Source organism: Chitiniphilus eburneus, from assembly GCF_005048205.1.
GTDB lineage: Bacteria > Pseudomonadota > Gammaproteobacteria > Burkholderiales > Chitinibacteraceae > Chitiniphilus > Chitiniphilus eburneus.
The window spans coordinates 194,378-212,346 of the sequence record NZ_SUMF01000001.1; the positions used below are offsets into that span (position 1 = coordinate 194,378).

19 protein-coding genes and 2 tRNA genes are annotated in these 17,969 nt (G+C 62.2%); 10 read left to right on the forward strand and 11 right to left on the reverse strand.

Features of this window, described 5'->3' with window-relative positions:
• Positions 1-35 precede the first annotated feature (35 nt).
• Both FAZ21_RS00960 and FAZ21_RS00965 read right to left on the reverse strand, forming a co-directional pair.
• Positions 36-374, reverse strand: a complete 339-nt coding sequence (locus FAZ21_RS00960) for a YraN family protein (RefSeq protein ID WP_136771402.1) — start codon at positions 372-374, stop codon at positions 36-38.
• Entirely contained in the window at positions 371-1,621 is a 1,251-nt protein-coding gene (locus tag FAZ21_RS00965; RefSeq protein WP_136771403.1) for a penicillin-binding protein activator, read from the reverse strand. Before FAZ21_RS00965 ends, FAZ21_RS00960 begins: the two co-directional genes overlap by 4 nt.
• A gap of 36 nt (positions 1,622-1,657) precedes the next feature.
• Here FAZ21_RS00965 and rsmI point away from each other — a divergent pair, with 36 nt between their 5' ends.
• The 4 genes from rsmI (at position 1,658) to FAZ21_RS00985 (ending at position 3,717) form a co-directional block, all read left to right on the forward strand.
• Positions 1,658-2,491 (forward strand): 16S rRNA (cytidine(1402)-2'-O)-methyltransferase, encoded by an 834-nt coding sequence (gene rsmI, locus FAZ21_RS00970; RefSeq protein ID WP_136771404.1) that lies wholly within the window; start codon positions 1,658-1,660, stop codon positions 2,489-2,491.
• 50 nt (positions 2,492-2,541) lie between these two features.
• Positions 2,542-2,626, forward strand: a tRNA-Leu gene (locus FAZ21_RS00975).
• Between the two features lie 360 nt (positions 2,627-2,986).
• Positions 2,987-3,235, forward strand: a complete 249-nt coding sequence (locus tag FAZ21_RS00980) for a hypothetical protein (RefSeq protein WP_136771405.1) — start codon at positions 2,987-2,989, stop codon at positions 3,233-3,235.
• Between the two features lie 17 nt (positions 3,236-3,252).
• A complete protein-coding gene (locus tag FAZ21_RS00985) occupies positions 3,253-3,717 on the forward strand; it encodes a DUF4262 domain-containing protein (protein ID WP_136771406.1) in 465 nt (154 codons plus the stop codon).
• Positions 3,718-4,320: 603 nt separating this feature from the next.
• On the opposite strand, the gene FAZ21_RS00990 is transcribed toward FAZ21_RS00985, so the two are convergent.
• From FAZ21_RS00990 to FAZ21_RS01005, 4 genes are all read right to left on the reverse strand, one after another.
• Positions 4,321-5,151 (reverse strand): hypothetical protein, encoded by an 831-nt coding sequence (locus FAZ21_RS00990; RefSeq protein ID WP_136771407.1) that lies wholly within the window; start codon positions 5,149-5,151, stop codon positions 4,321-4,323.
• A gap of 595 nt (positions 5,152-5,746) precedes the next feature.
• Complete coding sequence (locus tag FAZ21_RS00995; protein ID WP_136771408.1) at positions 5,747-6,235, reverse strand: formyltransferase family protein; 489 nt, start codon at positions 6,233-6,235, stop codon at positions 5,747-5,749.
• A 308-nt stretch (positions 6,236-6,543) separates the two neighbouring features.
• Positions 6,544-6,765, reverse strand: a complete 222-nt coding sequence (locus FAZ21_RS01000; protein WP_136771409.1) for a hypothetical protein — start codon at positions 6,763-6,765, stop codon at positions 6,544-6,546.
• A 684-nt stretch (positions 6,766-7,449) separates the two neighbouring features.
• Positions 7,450-7,526: transfer RNA gene (locus tag FAZ21_RS01005), tRNA-Arg, on the reverse strand.
• Between the two features lie 148 nt (positions 7,527-7,674).
• On the opposite strand from FAZ21_RS01005, the gene FAZ21_RS21355 reads away from it, so the two are divergent.
• From FAZ21_RS21355 to FAZ21_RS01020, 3 genes are all read left to right on the forward strand, one after another.
• The gene (locus FAZ21_RS21355) at positions 7,675-8,427 is read left to right on the forward strand and encodes a c-type cytochrome (protein WP_136771410.1); all 753 of its coding nucleotides are present in this window, start codon (positions 7,675-7,677) and stop codon (positions 8,425-8,427) included.
• Between the two features lie 57 nt (positions 8,428-8,484).
• Positions 8,485-8,964 carry a GNAT family N-acetyltransferase gene (locus FAZ21_RS01015; protein WP_136771411.1) on the forward strand — a complete coding sequence of 160 codons (480 nt, stop codon included), beginning with the start codon at positions 8,485-8,487 and terminating at the stop codon, positions 8,962-8,964.
• Between the two features lie 74 nt (positions 8,965-9,038).
• Positions 9,039-9,362 (forward strand): DMT family transporter, encoded by a 324-nt coding sequence (locus FAZ21_RS01020; protein ID WP_136771412.1) that lies wholly within the window; start codon positions 9,039-9,041, stop codon positions 9,360-9,362.
• A 55-nt stretch (positions 9,363-9,417) separates the two neighbouring features.
• On the opposite strand, the gene FAZ21_RS01025 is transcribed toward FAZ21_RS01020, so the two are convergent.
• A complete protein-coding gene (locus FAZ21_RS01025; protein ID WP_136771413.1) occupies positions 9,418-10,266 on the reverse strand; it encodes a dienelactone hydrolase family protein in 849 nt (282 codons plus the stop codon).
• 133 nt (positions 10,267-10,399) lie between these two features.
• Here FAZ21_RS01025 and FAZ21_RS01030 point away from each other — a divergent pair, with 133 nt between their 5' ends.
• Complete coding sequence (locus tag FAZ21_RS01030) at positions 10,400-11,074, forward strand: SDR family oxidoreductase (RefSeq protein ID WP_136771414.1); 675 nt, start codon at positions 10,400-10,402, stop codon at positions 11,072-11,074.
• Positions 11,075-11,105: 31 nt separating this feature from the next.
• Here FAZ21_RS01030 and FAZ21_RS01035 read toward each other — a convergent pair whose 3' ends face one another.
• Both FAZ21_RS01035 and FAZ21_RS01040 read right to left on the reverse strand, forming a co-directional pair.
• A complete protein-coding gene (locus tag FAZ21_RS01035; protein ID WP_136771415.1) occupies positions 11,106-12,188 on the reverse strand; it encodes an NADH:flavin oxidoreductase/NADH oxidase in 1,083 nt (360 codons plus the stop codon).
• 146 nt (positions 12,189-12,334) lie between these two features.
• Positions 12,335-12,589 carry a hypothetical protein gene (locus FAZ21_RS01040; RefSeq protein ID WP_136771416.1) on the reverse strand — a complete coding sequence of 85 codons (255 nt, stop codon included), beginning with the start codon at positions 12,587-12,589 and terminating at the stop codon, positions 12,335-12,337.
• Between the two features lie 171 nt (positions 12,590-12,760).
• On the opposite strand from FAZ21_RS01040, the gene rquA reads away from it, so the two are divergent.
• A complete protein-coding gene (rquA, locus tag FAZ21_RS01045) occupies positions 12,761-13,471 on the forward strand; it encodes a rhodoquinone biosynthesis methyltransferase RquA (protein WP_136771417.1) in 711 nt (236 codons plus the stop codon).
• Between the two features lie 83 nt (positions 13,472-13,554).
• On the opposite strand, the gene FAZ21_RS01050 is transcribed toward rquA, so the two are convergent.
• Both FAZ21_RS01050 and FAZ21_RS01055 read right to left on the reverse strand, forming a co-directional pair.
• Positions 13,555-14,313 (reverse strand): DsbC family protein, encoded by a 759-nt coding sequence (locus FAZ21_RS01050; protein ID WP_136771418.1) that lies wholly within the window; start codon positions 14,311-14,313, stop codon positions 13,555-13,557.
• A 21-nt stretch (positions 14,314-14,334) separates the two neighbouring features.
• Positions 14,335-15,510 carry a UbiH/UbiF family hydroxylase gene (locus FAZ21_RS01055; RefSeq protein WP_136771419.1) on the reverse strand — a complete coding sequence of 392 codons (1,176 nt, stop codon included), beginning with the start codon at positions 15,508-15,510 and terminating at the stop codon, positions 14,335-14,337.
• Between the two features lie 44 nt (positions 15,511-15,554).
• Here FAZ21_RS01055 and FAZ21_RS01060 point away from each other — a divergent pair, with 44 nt between their 5' ends.
• Positions 15,555-17,837 carry a DNA internalization-related competence protein ComEC/Rec2 gene (locus FAZ21_RS01060; protein WP_169307196.1) on the forward strand — a complete coding sequence of 761 codons (2,283 nt, stop codon included), beginning with the start codon at positions 15,555-15,557 and terminating at the stop codon, positions 17,835-17,837.
• The last annotated feature ends 132 nt before the right edge of the window (positions 17,838-17,969 follow it).

Here is a 17,969-nt window from a genome sequence, read left to right on the forward strand (position 1 = left end):
ATTCCTTTATGGTGTCGCTACCCAAGGCAACGCGATCAACCCGCGTCGAAGCAGCCCTTGAGCCATTGCAGCCGCCCGCCATCCACGCACACGGCGTCGAAACGGCAAGGCGGCAACGGAGAAATGGTTTGCAGATAGTGCCGCGCAGCCATGACCACCCTGGCCTGCTTGGCGGCAGTGATGCTGGCGGCAGCGCCGCCGAAACGCGCATCCGCGCGGGCGCGCACCTCGACGAACACCAGCGTATCGCCGTCGCGCGCGATCAGATCGATCTCGCCCTGGCGGCAGCGCCAGTTGCGCGCCACGATCTTTAGACCGTGACGCGTCAGATAATCGGCGGCCTGCGTTTCCGCCGCCGCACCGCGTACGATCACTGCGGTAACGGCTCCACCAGCGGGGCCTCGGGCGGCAGATCGGCACGCCCGGCCGACAAGGTACGCGGCACCAGCGTCCGCTGTACCACGCCATCCGGCCCGATCGACAAGCGCCCGGTCAGGCCATCGTCGATGCGCACATTGCCGGGCGGCGTATCGCGTAGCGCCATCGCCAGCCGCCACGCATCCACGCCCAGCGCGAACAGGCGCTCCAGATCGTTGGATTTACCGCGCGTGCGTTTGTAGAAGTCGTAAGTGGGGTTGTCCGGATCGGCCAGCCAGGGGATGTCCAGGAAGCGGATACCGGCCAGATCGACCAGCGCCGTCGCGCCCAGGCCGCCCGGATCGATCTGGCTGGTGGCGAACACCGGCAGCATATTGCCGAGGAACGGCCGGATCCGCCGTGCATTGCGCGTATCGGCGGCGAGGAAGATCGCGTCTGCGCCGCTGCTGTCCAGTTGCGCGCGCAGGCCGGTGTAATCGGTGCCCTGCACCACCAGCGTCGCCGGCAGCGTATTACGGTCGAGCCGCCAGCCCTCGCTGAACCCTTGTGCCATGCGCTTGGCGAGCACGCCGTCGGCCAGCACCACCACCGGCCGGTTCACGCCCTGCTCGGCAACGAAACGTGCGGCCTGCTGAGCCTCGGTCTCCACCGACAGGCTGAAGCTGTACAGGTGGGGACGACGTAGCGTTTCTTCCGAAAAGCTGTTCAGCGCGATGACTGGAAAGTCGAACTGCGCGTTGTCGGCGATATAGCTCACCGCCGTTTTGGTCAGCGGCCCGATCACCGCCACGGCCCCCTCGGCCTGCGCCCGCTGGAACGCCGCCAGGATGTCCTGCTCGTTGTCCGAGGTATCCACTGTGCGTACCTGCGGCATGCCACTGGCACTGAGCGTGCGCTCGGCCGACAGCACGCCAGCGCGGATCGTCTCAGCGGCGGTACGCCACGATTTGGACTGGGTGGGCAGTAACAGCGCGACGAACGCCGGACCGCGCTGCGGCGCCGGCGTGGGGGCAGCGCCCGCTTCGGGGAGCGGTGTGGATTGAGGCGGCGCCTCATCCTGCAATGGTCGCAGTTCCACCACCGGCGTCGGCATTGGCGTAGGCAGTGGCTGCAACACCAATGGCGTATCCGTCTGTGGCTTGGGCGACGAGGCACAACCGCTGGCCGCCACCAGGACCGCGCCGTATAGTGCGAACGCGATCAGGCGCCTACAGCGCCGCGCGAGGAGACCGAGAGCGTGCATAACGAGCCCTTCCAAATCACAAGGCCTGCATTATATGTGGTGGCCACACCCATCGGGAACCTGCGGGATTTCTCCGCCCGCGCGCGCGAGGTGCTGGCGCAGGTGGACGTGATCGCCGCCGAGGATACCCGCGTCACCGGGCAACTGCTCAAGCACTTCGGCATCGGCACGCCCATGGTCAGTCTGCGCGAGCACAACGAACGCGCCATGGCCGAAAAACTGATCGCACGCCTGGCCGCCGGCGAAGCCGTAGCGCAGGTGTCCGATGCCGGCACCCCCGCGATTTCCGACCCCGGCGCCCAACTGGTCGCGGCGGTGCACGCCGCTGGCTACCCCGTGGTGCCCATTCCCGGCGCCAGCGCGCTGACTACCGCGCTCTCCGCCGCCGGCTTCACTTGCCCGCATACCTTGTTCTACGGCTTTCTGCCACCGAAGCGCAAACAACGCCAGGACGCCCTGGCGCCACTGGTTGCCCTGCCCTACGTCACCGTGTTCTACGAAGCGCCTCACCGCATCCTCGACACGCTCGCCGACCTGGCAACGGCCTTCGGCGGAGCGCGCATCGCCGTCATGGCGCGTGAACTGACCAAGACCTTCGAAACGATCCGCCGCGCACCGCTGGCCGAACTGGCCGCCTTCGCCGAAACCGACGCCAACCAGCAGCGTGGCGAGTTCGTCCTGCTGATCGACGCAGCCCCCACCGACAGCCCGGCCCAGGAAGCAGGCGAACACGACGCCATCCTGGCCCCACTGGTTGCCGAGCTGCCGGTCAAGCAGGCCGTCGCCCTTGCCCAGACCATCACCGGCGCGCCGCGCAACGTACTGTACGCAAGGGCGCTGGCACTCAAGCAGGGCGCCGACGACGAATAACCTCCGCTTGCCAGCCGCCGCGCGCTTCGGCCATAATTGCGCCCTTCCCTGCCCGGGTGGCGAAATCGGTAGACGCAGGGGATTCAAAATCCCCCGCCGCAAGGCGTGTCGGTTCGAGTCCGACCCCGGGCACCATCAAGAAAAACGCGGCTTCCAGCCGCGTTTTTTGCTTTCTGGCGCCCTTGTGCAAAGCTCGAGTACTTCCAAATTGCAAATACTCGACGGATCGGCAATGCAGCCGGTCGCCACAGACGGTGATACCACTTGAGCGGCACGCCGGCCTTCTCGATCCGCCGGTCAGTTGGAATAGACGGGGCCAAGCCTTCAAATGCGCCCATGCCGGCCCGGCATAATTTGCGCGTCTACACCCGCATAAGTCCGCAAGTTTTGACCTCGACACCCGGATTCTTCATGCTTATTCGTCTGTAAGACGTGGTCCACCGCAAACGATAGACTCTCAGCAGTTGTTCAATAATTTTTTACTCAGGCATACAAATGATTTGGATTCCATTGGTTTTTGGCCTGATAGCGTTGATGCTAAGCGTCGTCGGCTTGATATTTGGCCTGATGGCTGTGCCAACAATTAACGAAAAGCTGGGCTTGGTATGCATCCTCTTCCCCATACTTGTTCCGCTTGTGTGTCTGCTTAACTATCGGAAAACGAAGTACGCCAGCAACTTCTTTTTGGGTGGATCGGGCTCCCTGTTGTTGGCAGGTATTTCAGCAGTGATCGTTTTAGCTTAGCCCTACTCGGAGTCGTAATGGATGCTGCTGAAGAAAAGGCACTGTCGGACATAGAACAATACGGGCTGCATGTCCTGCATGTATTGGAGGAGGAAGACCTACCCCCATTCACCTACACGATTGGGGTCGAGAAAACAATAGGGCATGCTGAATTTATTGTGATTGGGCTCAAGCAGGAATTGGCTCAGTTTGTGGTGAATGAATGTTATGCCAAGCTCCAGGCTGGTGAGTCAATCGAGCCAGGTGATTCGGTTGGTGGTTTGCTGGAAGGTTTCGATTGCAAGGTTGTAGAGTTCCCTAAAGACTCGTATAGGGACTACTTAGGCTGGGCTTTGTGGCTGTACAAAGGCTCCAACTTTCGCGCGTATCAAATCGTGTACCCGAATACATCTGGAGTGTGGCCTTGGGAGAAAGAGGCTGATGATTGGTTCAAGAGCTGGCAGCCAATACCGGGAGGCGCTCCGTGTGGCCAAGTGCGTTAGTCGCCGGCTTGGTGGTCGCAAGGGCACGGCCGCAGCGGTGATGCGGTAGTAGCGGCAGTACTTCCCCTGTTCTCGAATCGCGTTGGCACAGACATTCTTAGGTATACAGGTAGGTATACGAAACTGGGTTTTTGAGTGCTGAACCTAATATTAATGCGGTTTGCAGGGTCATTTTCGAGTTCGACCCGGGCACCAGCAACAAAAACGCGGCTTAGAGCCGCGTTTTTGTTGCCGGCAGTGTGGTGGTTCGTTCCGCAAAATGTACTCAGTGCAGCGGCTTGGCCAGCTTTCCAAAGCACTCTGGATTTGTCCTGGGCCATCTGCGGAGCAAAGCGGCCAAGCGAGGGCCGAGCGGCCATTCCGTCGCCATTTCGGGCTACTTGGTATTTCCCGTTGAAGCATTGAATCGATGAGCCGGATATAAAGTATTTGGCAATACATCGCCCCCCTACATCCATCATCTATCATCTATCAAGCGCAAGCCGAAAACCTGCGCCCGGTTCAACGCCGGGCGCAGGTTTTCAGGCTTTAGCTTCCGACTGCCCACCTCTTGAGTAGCCAGTCTTTTGCGGGGCCATTTCCGTCAACAATCAGCACCGGGAATCAGTTGGCCGGAATGGTGTATGTACCAGAGTGGCCAAGCAGAGAGTTGTTACCGCCAGTGGTAGAGATACCATGAACGTAAATGCCCATGCCAGGGTAGGAGCGCCAGTTGTAGATCGGGAAGGAAAAGCGATGAGGGACGTTTGACGTACCGCATGCTGCGCTCACCGCGGATTCGGCCGGAACCGATGCAGGGCCGCCCGTGACGATGGTACCGGTAGGCCATGCGCCGCCCAGGTAGACATGCACGTCGATGGACCGGGCAACGCGCTGCTGGCATGCCCATCCATAGACGGTGGGGATACCCGAAGCATCCTTGTATACACCATCGATCCAGCCCGTGATTTCACCCGGCGGCTGAGGCTGCGGCTGTTGCGGGGCAGTAACGGTGATGCTGACCACCGAGGAGCGGCGATACTGCGGCGAGTTGCTTGCCGGTACGACGTATTTGCCTTCCAGGAAGATCTGGTGAGTGCCAGGTGCCAGGCGGAAGGTATTGTCGAACTGCCAATTGATATCCGCGCCTGAAACGATCGAGGGGCTACCGTCGATGTAAACGGTATAGGACGGCGAGAAATAGAGCCTCACGCAGTCCGCCGGATAACCAATGATGCCGCTGTTGAAGGTGCCGGCCCCACTGATCCGAACCAGGGCAGTGCCGTTGCCATCGGCCTGGAAGGTTTGTTGTGGGGACGGTGTATAGAGATTGGTGCCCATGGTCGTTGTGAATGTGCCCGAGATAAGTGGGCAGTTCGCAGCCATGGCCGATGACGCTGCGATCAAAGCGATCACCGCTGCAGCGTTGTGGGCGAATCGAACTAACAAGGACATGCTCTCTCCAGGAGTAAGTGGTGTGGTTTAGCAGGGCAAAGCAATTACTGAAGCTGCCACCTCAATAATTTCTTCTAAATTACACAAAAATACAAATATTTGTAAAATTAATAGAATTTAATGGTCAGCATCGTGCTTTCGTGTATATGCCTACGGACGTAAAAAAGCCGCCCGGGGGCGGCTTGGCGTCTCACTGTAGCGATGATCAGGATTCGCGATCGCTCGCTGCGGCCATTGATGGCGCGAAGCGGCTCGAACGTGATCGCAACCTTCTCGAGCCAGTTGTTCTGCTCCGCGAACCGCTTCTGTGACAGCTTCGCTACGTAGCTTTCAATAACTTTGCGGGCCTGCCGAGTCTGCCGGCGCGGTGGAAATGATGCCCACCAATGGAGGCATCAGGCCAAGGGGGCGTGGAGCCCGTTTGCATGCGCCATCGCTTGGCGGATGAAGGCAGAATCATCGCGGGATCATTCAGACAGCAGTCATGCCAAAGCCGGCGACGGGGGGCGCGCACAGCCCATCGATTGCGTCGGCAGGGGCGCACTCTGCATTGATCAATGGCCCGCCCCCCAGGATTGCACCAGCGTAAGCGCCTCTAGCTACCCGGCTGTATTGCCTTCCCAATTAAATCAGAAACTGGGGTTTCCCAACCTTTTTCTGCCCATAGATGAGAATACGCTTCTTTTTCCATTGAATAATGGAAAGAGCCTTCTTTATTATTTTGCGGTTCCGCCTCTATTTTTCCATTCAAAATATTCTTGCAATTATTAATAAATAAAAACTCCATCACTCGTGATAATTTATCATACGACGAGCTTAATGTATCATGCCAAACATCTATATCAACATGCCTTTGCATCAGTATCGGTCCAGTGTCGATACCATCATCTATGATATGAATAGTTACCCCTTTTGGTGTATTTTCCAAATAACTCCATATATTTGGATCCGCCCCTCTCCCAAAAGGAAGGACGGCTATATGCAAATTAATTAATTTACCACAAAACCAGTCTATTTCTTTTTTCTTAATAATGTGTCTATACCTATAGCTGACACCAAATTTTATATTATTTTTTCCAAAAATTCAATATCAAATTTTTTTTCTGTCCGCACAACAGAATATCCGATATTCATTAAATAATTTTCAATCGACACACATTTCGGGCCAAGATATAAGACTGTCATACACCACTCTAAGATATATAACCTATCGCAGAGTACGCACTCCCTGCGACAGGCAAAATTGTTATAGGTATCCATGCAAGGAGCGCGCCGAGGAAATAGCAAAAACCAATCCATCAGGCAATCCCAAAGCCGGGCGGTTGCGCGCACCTTCTCATCTCTGCCTCTTTATAAGATTTTGAAGGTTATAGCCAAGCTCGTTGAGCCGCGTCAAAGCCATTGACCGGAGCCGTGGAAGGTAAGCTCCCCTCTGGCATAGCCGATCTGCCGCAAAGCCCGGATAAATGTTGTGGTTTGCAGATGAGACGCGCCCTCGCCATTCCTTGCTGTGGGTAAGACGCACTGCTTACTTTCGGATATCGCCTGCAATTCATTCAGAATCACCAGAGCTTGACGGGAAAGCGGGACGATGTGCATCTGCTTTATTTTCATCTTTAAGGCCGGCATGTGCAATTCAGTGGCCTTGAAATCGACTCGGCCTTGGCCGGTTCCCCAACCCGGGCAAAAACCAAAGGCGCGGGAGACAAAAAACTCATACGCATCTATGCGGCGGAATTGGTGATGGCCGCTCGGTGGCCCCTGAGATCCGGGGCAAAGGCGCCGCGCAAGTTAGCGGCAACATCCCGCCCGGATCTGCCAGTGACGATGGCGTAGCGGAATATCCACCCGCATTCCGCAAGGCCAGAGGGACAACAAAAAAAGCGTCCCGTCCTCGGCGCGGCGCGGCGCAGCGCACCCAAAAGTTCTCTGGCGGTGATGCCGCCCAGGAGGGTCGGGTGTCTTAAAATGCACGAAAAAGGTTCTTATTCAAGACGTTGCATCTTTCCGGCGAAGCGGTAGGCCATTCGCCAGGATTTTTAGCAGGTAGACGTGACTTACAGGAACGGCCCGCCGTCCGGGTGTTTTTGCACCTTGCCGTTGCCGCTCACGCGCCAGGCAATGCGAGACTGTCTGAAATTGAATGTCTGACTATCACCGCTTATCACCGCTTTTTAAACGGCTCTGGATGGAGTAGCCAAGAGAAAACTCGTCCCGCTCGCTCCAGACGAACACCATGCTGGTGGGGCCGGGATAAGCAGAGGGAAGAGTTGGATTGGCGCAAGGCCTTGATTTGATTGGCGCACCCGACAGGGATCGAACCTGTGACCTTCAGCTTCGGAAACTGACACTCTATCCAACTGAGCTACGGGTGCGGAGAGAGGAAGCGGATCATATCGCGTTTCTCCAGGGGCGTCCATGCGCGGCTTTGTGGGGCCAGTGTTTGCCGGTATAATCCGCGCGGTTATCACCGGACCCCAGTCCGGCCTAAAACGAATCAACTCAATGACAAGGGATGGCAGCATGAGCGGTTCCAATGTCGCCGGCGGCGCACAAAAGGTAGTCGGCATGATTTTGGCAGCGGTAATCGGTTTCCCGCTGCTGATCTTTCTGGTGGCCAAGTTGTTTACATCCGGTTCCGGCGTGGACCTGGGCCTGTCCACCATGACGGGCGAAGCGATTTCCGCGCGGTTGCAACCGATCGGGGCGGTCAAGGTGGTCGAAGGCGGCCCACCGGGATCGCGTAGCGGCAAGGCCGTCTATGAAGCGGTCTGTATGTCCTGTCACGCCACCGGCATGGCCGGTTCCCCGAAGTTCGGCGACGCGGGCGCCTGGGCGGCCCGGATCGCCAAGGGCTTCGAAACCCTGTCCAAGCACGCCATCGAGGGCTTCAATGCAATGCCCGCGCGCGGTGGCGCATCCGATCTGACCGACGATGAAGTGAAGCGCGCGGTGGCCTACATGGGCAACGCGGGCGGCGCCAAGTTCGAAGAGCCGAAGGTTGTGGGCGCGGCAGCGGGTGGTGCGGTCGATCCGGCCACCAAGGGCAAGGAAATCTACGATTCGGTCTGCATGGCCTGCCACGCCACCGGCATTTCCAATGCGCCCAAGTTCGGCGACAAGGCCGCCTGGGCGCCGCGCCTGAAGGATGGCGTGGATGCCGCCGTCGCCATTGGTATCAAGGGCCTGAACGCCATGCCGCCCAAGGGTGGCTATCAAGGCTCGGACGATGAGTTCAAGGCTGCTGCGCTGTACATGATCAACGCCGCCAAGTAAGCGGCTTGCAGCAGATCAACGGGCGGCCTGGCCGCCCGTTTTCATTGGAGTGAACGGATGTCCTTCCTGATCCGCCCCGCCGTGCCGGCCGACGTGCCCGCCATCCTGGCGATGATCCGCGAACTGGCGGAATTCGAGCGCCTGACGCATCTGCTGGAAAACACCGAGGCGATGTTGCACGACACGCTGTTCGGCGCCCACCCAGCGGCGGAATGCGTGGTCGGCGTCGAGGATGGCGCCCCCATCGCGTTCGCGCTGTTCCTGCATAACTACTCCACCTTCGTCGGCCGACGTGGGCTGTACCTGGAAGACCTGTACGTCCGCCCCGCCGGGCGTGGCAAGGGCTATGGCGGCGCCTTGATCCGCCATCTGGCGCGGCTGGCGGAGGAACGCGGTTGCGGTCGCTTCGAGTGGGCGGTGCTGGACTGGAACGAAAACGCCATCGGCTTCTACCGGGGGCTGGGCGCCGATGTCATGCCGGACTGGCGCATCTGCCGCGTCACCGGCGACGCGCTCAAGGCCCTGGCGGCGGGCTGATCATCAAACGGGATGGCGCCTCTTTCGGGTTTCCGGCGCCCCCGTCCTGTCCGAGCCCGAACAGGAGCAATGCAATGTTCAACTATTGGCTGGTCCTTGGCCTCGCGGTGTTCACCGAGATCATCTGGGCCTTGTCGCTCAAATACGTGCAGACCCACCCCAGCCCCTGGGTCATCGCCGGTTCGGTGGCGCTGTCGTTCGTCAATATGGCGCTGCTGTCGTTCGCGATGCGCGGCATTCCCGCCGGCACCGCCTACGCCATCTGGACCGGGCTGGGCGCCGTGGGCGTGACCGTCGGCGGCATCATCTGGTTTGGCGATCCGCTCGGCGCCGCCCGCGTGGCATTTCTGGGGCTGATCGTGGTCGGGGTGGTCGGGCTGAAGGCCGTCTCGCCCTGATGGCGAAGCATCCTTGGAAAAAGCCGGCTTGCGCCGGCTTTTTTTGCTTTGCGAACTACACGCCGTGGCGCTTGAACCACTGCGTCATTTCCAACCAGCCATCCTGCGCGGCGGCGCGGTGATAACTGGGTCGGTAGTCCGCGTTGAAGCCGTGCCCGGCATCTTCATAGACGACGATACGCGAAGGCCGTGCCGAACGCTTGATTGCCACCCGCATCCGCTCCACGCCATCGAGCGGAATACCCTGATCCTTGCCACCGTATAGTCCGAGCACCGGTACCTTCAGTTGTGCCGCGACATCGATCGGCTGCAACGGCGTATTGTCGCTGGCCTTGCCCTCCACCCGGCCGTACCACGCCACGATCGCCTTCAGCGCCGGGTTATGCGCCGCATACAGCCAGGCAATGCGCCCGCCCCAGCAGAAGCCGGTCAGCGCCACACGCGCCGGATCGCCGCCATGGGCGGCCGCCCACGCCACCATACCATCCAGATCCCCCATCACCTGCGCATCGGGCACCTTGGTCACCACTTCGCGCTGCAATGTCTCGATATCCGTGTATTTACGCGGGTCGCCCTGACGGAAATACAGATCGGGCGCGATGGCCAGGTAACCCGCCTTCGCCAGACGGCGGCACAGGTCCTGGATGTGTTCATGCACGCCAAAGATCTCCTGCACCACGATCACCGTGGGCAGCGGCCCGCTGGCATTGGCGGGGCGCGCAACATACGCCGGCAACTCCACATCGCCACGTTCGATGAATGCCGGGCCGACCTCCAGGCCGTCGCTATCGGTCACGATGGTCGATGCGGCCACTGGCCGTACCGCCAGGGCAAAACCCGTGGCCAGAGCGGCGGCCAGGAAGCCACGGCGTTCGTGCAGAAAGGATGTGGGCTGATCAGGCATGGAAACTCCTCGATAGGAAAAGGCAGCTCGGCTGCGGATGGCTACGGATGCGCGATACCGAATACAGGCAAAAATCGGCGCGGCGGACGTCTATGCTGAACGCCATGTCCGTCACATATTAGCAACCGTTCTCATGCAGAAAACCCTTTTACTCACAGGCGCCAACCGGGGCCTCGGGCTGGAGTTCGTCCAGCAATACCTGGCAGCGGGCTGGCGGGTGATCGCCATTGCGCGCCAGCATGCCGATGCATTGACAGCGGCGCCCCCGCCATCGTTGCGCCTGCTCTCGCTGGACGTCACCGACTGGCATGCCGTGGCCACGCTGGGTGACCGCCTGGCGGACGAGCGCATCGACCTGCTGCTGAACAACGCAGGCCGCTACGGTGGCGATGCACAGGAGCTGGGAAAGCTGGACGCGGAGGAATGGTTACGCGTGCTGGCAGTCAATACCATCGCGCCAGCCATGCTGGTGCAGGCATTGCTGCCACGACTGGCCACGGGTGCGGTCATCGCCTCGATCAGCAGTAAGATGGGCAGCATCGAGCAGAACACCAGCGGTGGCGCCTACCTCTATCGCTCATCGAAAGCAGCGCTGAATGCGGCCAACCGCAGCCTTGCGCTCGACCTGCGCGGACGGCATACCTGCGTCGTGCTGCACCCCGGCTGGGTGCAAACCGATATGGGTGGCGCCAGCGCGCCGCTGACACCACACGAATCGGTGCGCGGCATGCGGGCGGTACTGGAACGCGTCATGCCAGCCGACAGCGGCGGATTTTTCGATTACGACGGCGCGCCGCTCCCCTGGTGAGCAGCCCGGCCAAGGTTGCCGGCTGCGGGATTCAGCGTCCCTTGCTGCCGCGCGGCGCCGCCCGCAGATACTGCTTGGGCCAGGAGGCGTCCTGCCGCAGCGCTTCGGCCGCGTGCAACGGCCAGTAAGGGTCGCGCAGCAGCTCCCGCGCCAGCAGCACCAGATCCGCCTGGCCGGTGCGGACGATATGGTCGGCCTGCGCCGGCGCGGTGATCAGGCCCACGGCCCCCACGGCGACGTCGGCTTCGTGGCGTACGCGCGTGGCAAACGGGGTCTGGTAGCCCGGTCCGACCGGAATCTGTGCGTTGGCCGCAGTACCACCACTGGACACATCGATCAGGTCCGCACCCAACGCCTTGAGGGTGAGCGACAGTTTCACCGTGTCCTGCGGGGTCCAGCCGCCCTCGACCCAATCGGTGGCGGACAGCCGGACAAACAATGGCAGGTGATCGGGCCAGACCTCTCGCACGGACGCCACCACTTCGCGCACCAGCCGGGTGCGGTTCTCGAAGCTGCCGCCGTATTCGTCGGTACGCTGGTTGCTCAGCGGGGAGAGAAACTGGTGCAGCAGATAGCCGTGCGCGGCATGCACTTCCACCACGCGGAAACCTGCCGCCAGAGCACGGCGTGCCGCCGCGGCGAAATCCTCAACGACAGCCGCGATACCTGCATTATCCAGCGCCTGCGGCGCGGGATAACTCGGCGAGAACGGCAAGGCGGATGGCGCGACCACCGTCCAGCCACCTTCTGTCGCCGGTACCGCGCCCTCACCGGCCCCCGGCGCATAGGTGCTGGCCTTGCGGCCGGCGTGCGCCAACTGGATACCGGCCACACTGCCCTGCCCATCGATGAAACGCACGATACGGGCCAGCGGTTCGATCTGCTCGTCGCGCCACAATCCCAGATCCTGCGGGCTGATGCGGCCTTCCGGGGATACGGCGGTGGCTTCGAACAGCACCAGCCCGGCGCCGCCGACAGCGCGACTACCCAGGTGCACCAAGTGCCAGTCATTGGCGTAACCGTCCTCCGCCGAGTACTCGCACATGGGCGATACGGCGATGCGGTTGGACAAGGTCAACCCACGCAGGGTCAGTGGCTCGAACAAATGCGGCATGGTGGCTCCCGATCGGTATGGCAGACCGGGTCAATCGCGATTACCCATGGGGTGCACGATCAACCCGGGTTTGCACTGCACATTGGGGGCCACTGCGCAAGTTGCAAGCGAGCCGGTAATTTTGGCACCAGGGTATTTCGTGCTCCTCAATCCAGTGGTGAAACCCCATAAATCAGTAATGTGCACATCGACGCTACGCAAGCGGCGGCCATACCGATCCACAGCGCCTTGCTCCAGGCAGCCTTCATTTCTTCCATGCCGAACTCCTCCAGTGGAACTTCCCATGCTTTTTTCGGCGCGGTGATTTGTTGCGGCGCAGCAGCAAATCCATTGAATTTTATGGATATACAAGCATTCTCGCCATTGTTTTTCCGTGCCGTGACCGGCTTTTTTTCTGGCAAAACCGGTCGCGCACCACTATGCCGTAGGCATGGTCAAAACGGAGTTTTCATGCGATAAGCGGTAGTTTTCAGCGGAAGACTACACAAAACCAACTTTGGGCCAAGACAAGATGCCAACATCGTCAAACCCGTAGATTGGAACTCAATTTCATCCAGTCCCCCGAGGCAGCCATGCGCCGAATCCCGCCCGAGCAATTGCAACGCCCTGTCCAAGCCTATTACGACGGCGTACCGAACTACCTGGTCGATGTTTACGACTGGTGCTATGTGAACCCGCGGCGCGCCCGGCTGCTTGATCGCAACATCGTGGTTCGCACGTTGTTGTTCCTCCAGGATCAGCGGCTGATGCGCAGCTACCTGGAGCGCATCCGCCCTGGCTCCCGCGTATGGCAGGTGGCGCACGTCTACGGCGACCTGGTCACGCGCGCGGCGCGCGCCGTGGGGCCGCATGGATCGTTCCACCTCTCGGACATCACGCCGATCCAGGTGGAGCGTGGCCTGCTCAAGCTGGGTCGCATGCCCTGGGCCCGCGTGTTCCGTGCCGACGCCGGTAGCTTCGGAGGCCAGGGCAAATACGACATGGCATGCAGCTTCTTCCTGCTGCATGAAATCCCCGAGGACAAGAAGCGCGAGGTGGTCGATCGCATGCTGGCGTCGCTGGCCGAAGGCGGCGAAGCGGTATTCGTCGATTACCACCGTCCCCGGCCCTGGCAGCCGATCGGCTGGTTGCTGCGCGGCGTGAACGCACTCTTGGAGCCGTTCGCCTACGCACTGTGGCAGCACGAGATCCAGGAGTACGCCACGAATGCCGATGACTACACCTGGGAGAAGCGCACCTTCTTCGGTGGTGTCTACCAACGCGTGGTGGCGCGCAAGAAATGAAAAACGCGGCCTCGGCCGCGTTTTTTCCGGTTACCACAGCGGCCGGGGCACCTCTTGGACAAGGTGCCCCGGCCGTTTACCGCTTATTTCTTCGCCGGCGTGGCCAGCATGGCTTCCAGTTGTTCCTTGGGAATCGCGCCGGACACGATGCGCCCATTGCCGAAGATCAGCGCTGGCGTGCCGCTGATGCCCAGTTTTTCGCCCAGCGCCAGATTGTCGTTGATCGGGTTGGCGCAATCGGCATTGCTGTCCTCGGGCAACTTCTCGTCGTGCACCCAGGTTTGCCAGGCGGCGGTACGATCTTTCGCGCACCAGATCAGCTTGGACTTGCGATCCGCGTCCGGGTGGATCGACAGCGGGAACAGGAAGGTATAGATCGTCACGTTGTCCACACCGTTCAGGCTGTCTTTCTCCAGCCGCTTGCAGAACGGACAATCCGGATCGGAGAATACCGCCAGCTTGCGGCTGCCGTCGCCGCGCACTTCCTTGATCGCCTTGTCCAGCGGCAGCTTGGAGAAATCGGTGACCGCCAGCTCGGCGATGCGATCCTGCGTCAGGCTGCTCTTGCGGGCCACGTCCACCAGATCGCCGACCAGGATGTAGTCGCCCTTGGCATCGGTGTAGACGATCTGGCGGCCTTCCAGTACCACTTCGTACAGCCCCTTGATCGGCGTGGCGCCGATGCTGACGACACTGCGACCATCCAGCGACTTTTGCAGCTTGGCGCGCAGCGCCGTGGCTTCCTTGGGTTCCTTGGCCGTGTCGGCAGATGCCGAACATGCGGTCAGCGCGATCATGCCGGTGGCGATCACGGTACGGATGAAACGAGCGGGAGCATGCATCTTGTTATTCCTCTAACGGGGTCAGGCATCCATCGCGTGGCGAACCAACCGGTGCTTGAGCCAGGACTGCCGGTCGGTCAACCCAAGGCCGAGATTGCGCGCGGCCTTGAGCAACGGGTTGGGGTTGTTGAACAGTTTCTGCAATCCGTCGCAGACGGTCTGCATCAGGTACACCGGCTCGCGGCGCGCCCGTTCGTAGCGGCGCAATACCAGATAATCGCCGCAGCGCTGCGGCGATTCGGCAATCAATATCCGCGCAAGTTCAGCCACGTCACCGAAACCCAGGTTCACGCCCTGTCCGGCCAGCGGATGTACCGTATGCGCGGCGTCGCCCACCAGTGCCAGCCGTGCTTCGACCAAGTGAGCGACGTGATTCAACTGCAAAGGAAAGGCCGCGGTCTTGCCGATCTGATGCAAGTACCCCAGCCGCCGACCGCCGGCCACCGCCACCCGTTCCGCCAGCGCAACGGCATCCAGCGCCAGCAACTCGTCGCGCAGCGCATCGCCGCAGGACCACACCATCGACATGCGCTGGCCAGCCAAGGGCAGCCAGGCCAGTACGCCATCCTCGAAAAACCATTGGTGCGCCACGCCGCGATGCGGCTTTTCGCATTCGAAATTGGCCACCACGCCCGATTGCCCGTAGGGCCGCTTTGCCACCTGGATGCCACGCTGCCCGCGCACCCAGGAATGGGCGCCGTCGGCGCCGACCACCAGCCGTGCACTCAACGTAGCGCCATCGGCCAGCGTCAGGTGTGCCGCATCGGCATCAATTTGAAGTGCCGCCGGCTGGGCCGGGCACAGCACGCGGACATTGGGCGCTTCATTCACCGTCAGCCACAATGCGCGTTGCAGCGCGCGGTTCTCCAGGATCACCGCCAGTTCGTCGACACCGGCTTCGGGCGCGGCGAAGCCCAGTTGGGCGCGCCCGTCGTCGCCGAAGATGCGCATCTCGGCCACCGGCTGCAAACGGGCCGGATCCAGGCGCCCCCAGGCGCCGATATCGGTCAGCAGACGCCGGCTGGCGCGGCTGATGGCATAGATGCGCGCATCCCAGGTATCGGCGGGAAAATCGAGAGCGGGCGGCCGGCCTTCCAGCAGCAGCACCGACAGCGGCGTATTGGCCAACGCCGCGGCCAGCGCCGCGCCGACCAGCCCGCCACCAACGATGATGAGATCGGCGTCGAGAGATTTCATGCCGGGCAGTGTACCGGCTCACGCCGTGCCATGCGAGTTGCGGCGTGAACGGACTGGGCCGCTATCTACTGACCCTGGGTGCCTTCGTCGCCGGCGTGTGCCTGTTGCAACAGCAGGCGACGTTACCCCCGCTGCTTCCGCTGCTGTTGGCAGCGGCGCTCGCCGCTGGCATGGCCTGGCGCGCACCGCGACTGCGCCTGCCGTGCCTGGCGCTGGCCGCGCTGCTCATCGGAATGGTCTGGGCGGGTTGGCATGCGCAGGTGCGCCTGGCCGATCGGCTGTCCGTCGCGACGGAAGGCCGGACCGTGGTCGCCAATGGCCATATCGACACCCTGCCCCACGCCACACGCCATGGCATGCGCTTCGGCTTTCGGCCCGATTCCGGTAGCGGCCTGCCGAGTCGCGTCCAGGTCAGTTGGTATGGCGAGCCGCCACCGCTGGGCGTGGGCGAGCGCTGGCGACTGACGCTCAGGCCCAAGCGCCCGCACGGCGTCGTCAACCCCGGTGGCCACGATCTGGAACGCTGGATGCTGCAAAACAACCTCGGCGCCACAGCCACCGTGCGACACGGCGAGCGCCTGCCCGGCCACGCCTGGCGCGCGGGCATCGACCGCATTCGCGCACAACTGGGCGAGCGTATCCGCCACACGCTGGGCGACGCCCCCCATGCCGGCGTGATCGTGGCGCTGGCGGTGGGCGAGCAATCGGCCATCACTCCCGATTTGTGGCAGCGCTTTGCCCGCACCGGCATCACGCATCTGGTCAGCATCTCCGGCCTGCATGTCACCTTGCTGGCGACGCTGGTCGGCGGTGCCGTCGGCGCGCTCTGGCGGCGCGTGCCCTGGCTGGCGTCGCGCTGGGCCACGCCGCGCGCCCGGCTCGCCGCGGGCCTGTTCACCGCATTGTGCTACAGCCTGCTGGCGGGGTTCGGGGTTCCGACGCGCCGCACCCTGCTGATGTTGCTGGTGGGCGGCATCTGCCTGTGGCGAGCCGCCCCCATGGCCACGAGCGCGGTCTGGATCACCGCCCTGGCTGCAGTGGTGCTGTTCGATCCGTTCGCCGTGCTGGCGCCGGGCTTCTGGCTGTCGTTCCTCACCGTCGGCGCGCTGTTGTGGCTGGCCGGCAACCGCGATGGCCGGCCGCACTGGGCGCGAGCCTGGGCAGGAACACAATGGGCAGCAACGCTGGCCACATTTCCGCTGCTCGTGCTCTGGTTCCAGCAGGTTCCGCTGGCATCGCCGCTGGCCAACGCGGTGGCGATCCCCCTGGTCAGCCTGGTGGTAACGCCGCTGACGCTGCTCGGCCTGCTCGACCCCAGCGGCCTGTTGCTATGGCTGGCAGAACGCGTGTTCGCCGGGACCGACTGGCTGCTCGGCTGGCTGGCCGCCCTGCCCTACGCCACCTGGAACCTGCCGACGCCACCGGCCTGGATGCTGGCACCAGCCGCGATCGGCGTGCTGCTGGCGCTGCTGCCGACCGGCGTACCCGGCCGCTGGCTGGCGCCACTGTTCCTGTTGCCGCTGTTCCTGATCCGGCCAGAGCCACTGCCGCCCGGCCATTTCCGCGCCACCGTGCTCGACGTGGGCCAAGGGTTGTCGGTGCTGGTTCAGACACGCCACCACGCCCTGCTGTATGACACCGCCACGGAAGGCATGGCCGAACGCGCCATCCTGCCCAGCCTGCGCGCGCTGAATGTGCGCCGGCTGGATACGCTACTGGTGTCGCACGACGACAACGACCACGCCGGTGGCGTGCAGGCCATCCTCGACGGTCTGCCCGTGGAGCGCTGGTCGGGCAGCCTACCACCGACGCATCCGGCCCGCGCCGCATCCGTGCCTTATGCGCCCTGCATCGCCGGGCAACGCTGGCAATGGGATGCCGTGCACTTCGAAGTCGTCTGGCCGCCCGCCGGCCACTCGGCACGGGATGACAATGGCGCCAGTTGCGTGCTTCGCGTCGCCAACGGCCAGACCAGCCTGCTGCTGCCCGGCGACATCGGCCGGCATCAGGAGGCCGCGCTGCGCGACACGGCGCTCGCCCCCGCCACGGTGGTGGTCGCCCCCCACCATGGCAGCCGTTCTTCGTCGGGAGGCACCTTCGTCGCCGCCACCGCGCCGGAATGGGTTGCGTATTCGGCAGGCTATCTCAACCGTTTTCGCCATCCCAACCGCATCGTGGTCGACCGCTACGCGGCGCACGGCGCACAGGCCCTGCGAACCGATGCCGATGGGGCACTGGTGTTCGATTTCGCAGAAACCGTGCTGGCACACGGCTGGCGCCAGCGGGTGCCGCGCTACTGGAGTTCAGCGCTGGTCACGCCCCAATGAAAGAAGGCGACCGGAGCCGCCTTCTTCGCCTTCTCTGTCCTTCAAGGCTGCCGTCTGAAGCTCGCCGAAGCGAAGCGCCCGGCGCGGCCGGGTTTTGTTACCGGGCAATCGACGACAGCAACGACCCTTCGC

Excerpts from the sequence above, each read along its gene's own strand:
- FAZ21_RS01030 (WP_136771414.1), top strand. The coding sequence starts at position 10,400 with ATGCAGAAAACCCTTTTACTCACAGGCGCCAACCGGGGCCTCGGGCTG.
- FAZ21_RS21355 (WP_136771410.1), top strand. The coding sequence starts at position 7,675 with ATGAGCGGTTCCAATGTCGCCGGCGGCGCACAAAAGGTAGTCGGCATG.
- FAZ21_RS01025 (WP_136771413.1), bottom strand. The coding sequence starts at position 10,266 with ATGCCTGATCAGCCCACATCCTTTCTGCACGAACGCCGTGGCTTCCTG.
- FAZ21_RS00965 (WP_136771403.1), bottom strand. The coding sequence starts at position 1,621 with ATGCACGCTCTCGGTCTCCTCGCGCGGCGCTGTAGGCGCCTGATCGCG.
- FAZ21_RS01050 (WP_136771418.1), bottom strand. The coding sequence starts at position 14,313 with ATGCATGCTCCCGCTCGTTTCATCCGTACCGTGATCGCCACCGGCATG.
- FAZ21_RS01035 (WP_136771415.1), bottom strand. The coding sequence starts at position 12,188 with ATGCCGCATTTGTTCGAGCCACTGACCCTGCGTGGGTTGACCTTGTCC.
- FAZ21_RS01020 (WP_136771412.1), top strand. The coding sequence starts at position 9,039 with ATGTTCAACTATTGGCTGGTCCTTGGCCTCGCGGTGTTCACCGAGATC.
- FAZ21_RS01015 (WP_136771411.1), top strand. The coding sequence starts at position 8,485 with ATGTCCTTCCTGATCCGCCCCGCCGTGCCGGCCGACGTGCCCGCCATC.
- rquA (WP_136771417.1), top strand. The coding sequence starts at position 12,761 with ATGCGCCGAATCCCGCCCGAGCAATTGCAACGCCCTGTCCAAGCCTAT.
- FAZ21_RS01000 (WP_136771409.1), bottom strand. The coding sequence starts at position 6,765 with ATGAAAATAAAGCAGATGCACATCGTCCCGCTTTCCCGTCAAGCTCTG.
- FAZ21_RS00990 (WP_136771407.1), bottom strand. The coding sequence starts at position 5,151 with ATGTCCTTGTTAGTTCGATTCGCCCACAACGCTGCAGCGGTGATCGCT.
- FAZ21_RS00985 (WP_136771406.1), top strand. The coding sequence starts at position 3,253 with ATGGATGCTGCTGAAGAAAAGGCACTGTCGGACATAGAACAATACGGG.
- FAZ21_RS00980 (WP_136771405.1), top strand. The coding sequence starts at position 2,987 with ATGATTTGGATTCCATTGGTTTTTGGCCTGATAGCGTTGATGCTAAGC.
- FAZ21_RS01055 (WP_136771419.1), bottom strand. The coding sequence starts at position 15,510 with ATGAAATCTCTCGACGCCGATCTCATCATCGTTGGTGGCGGGCTGGTC.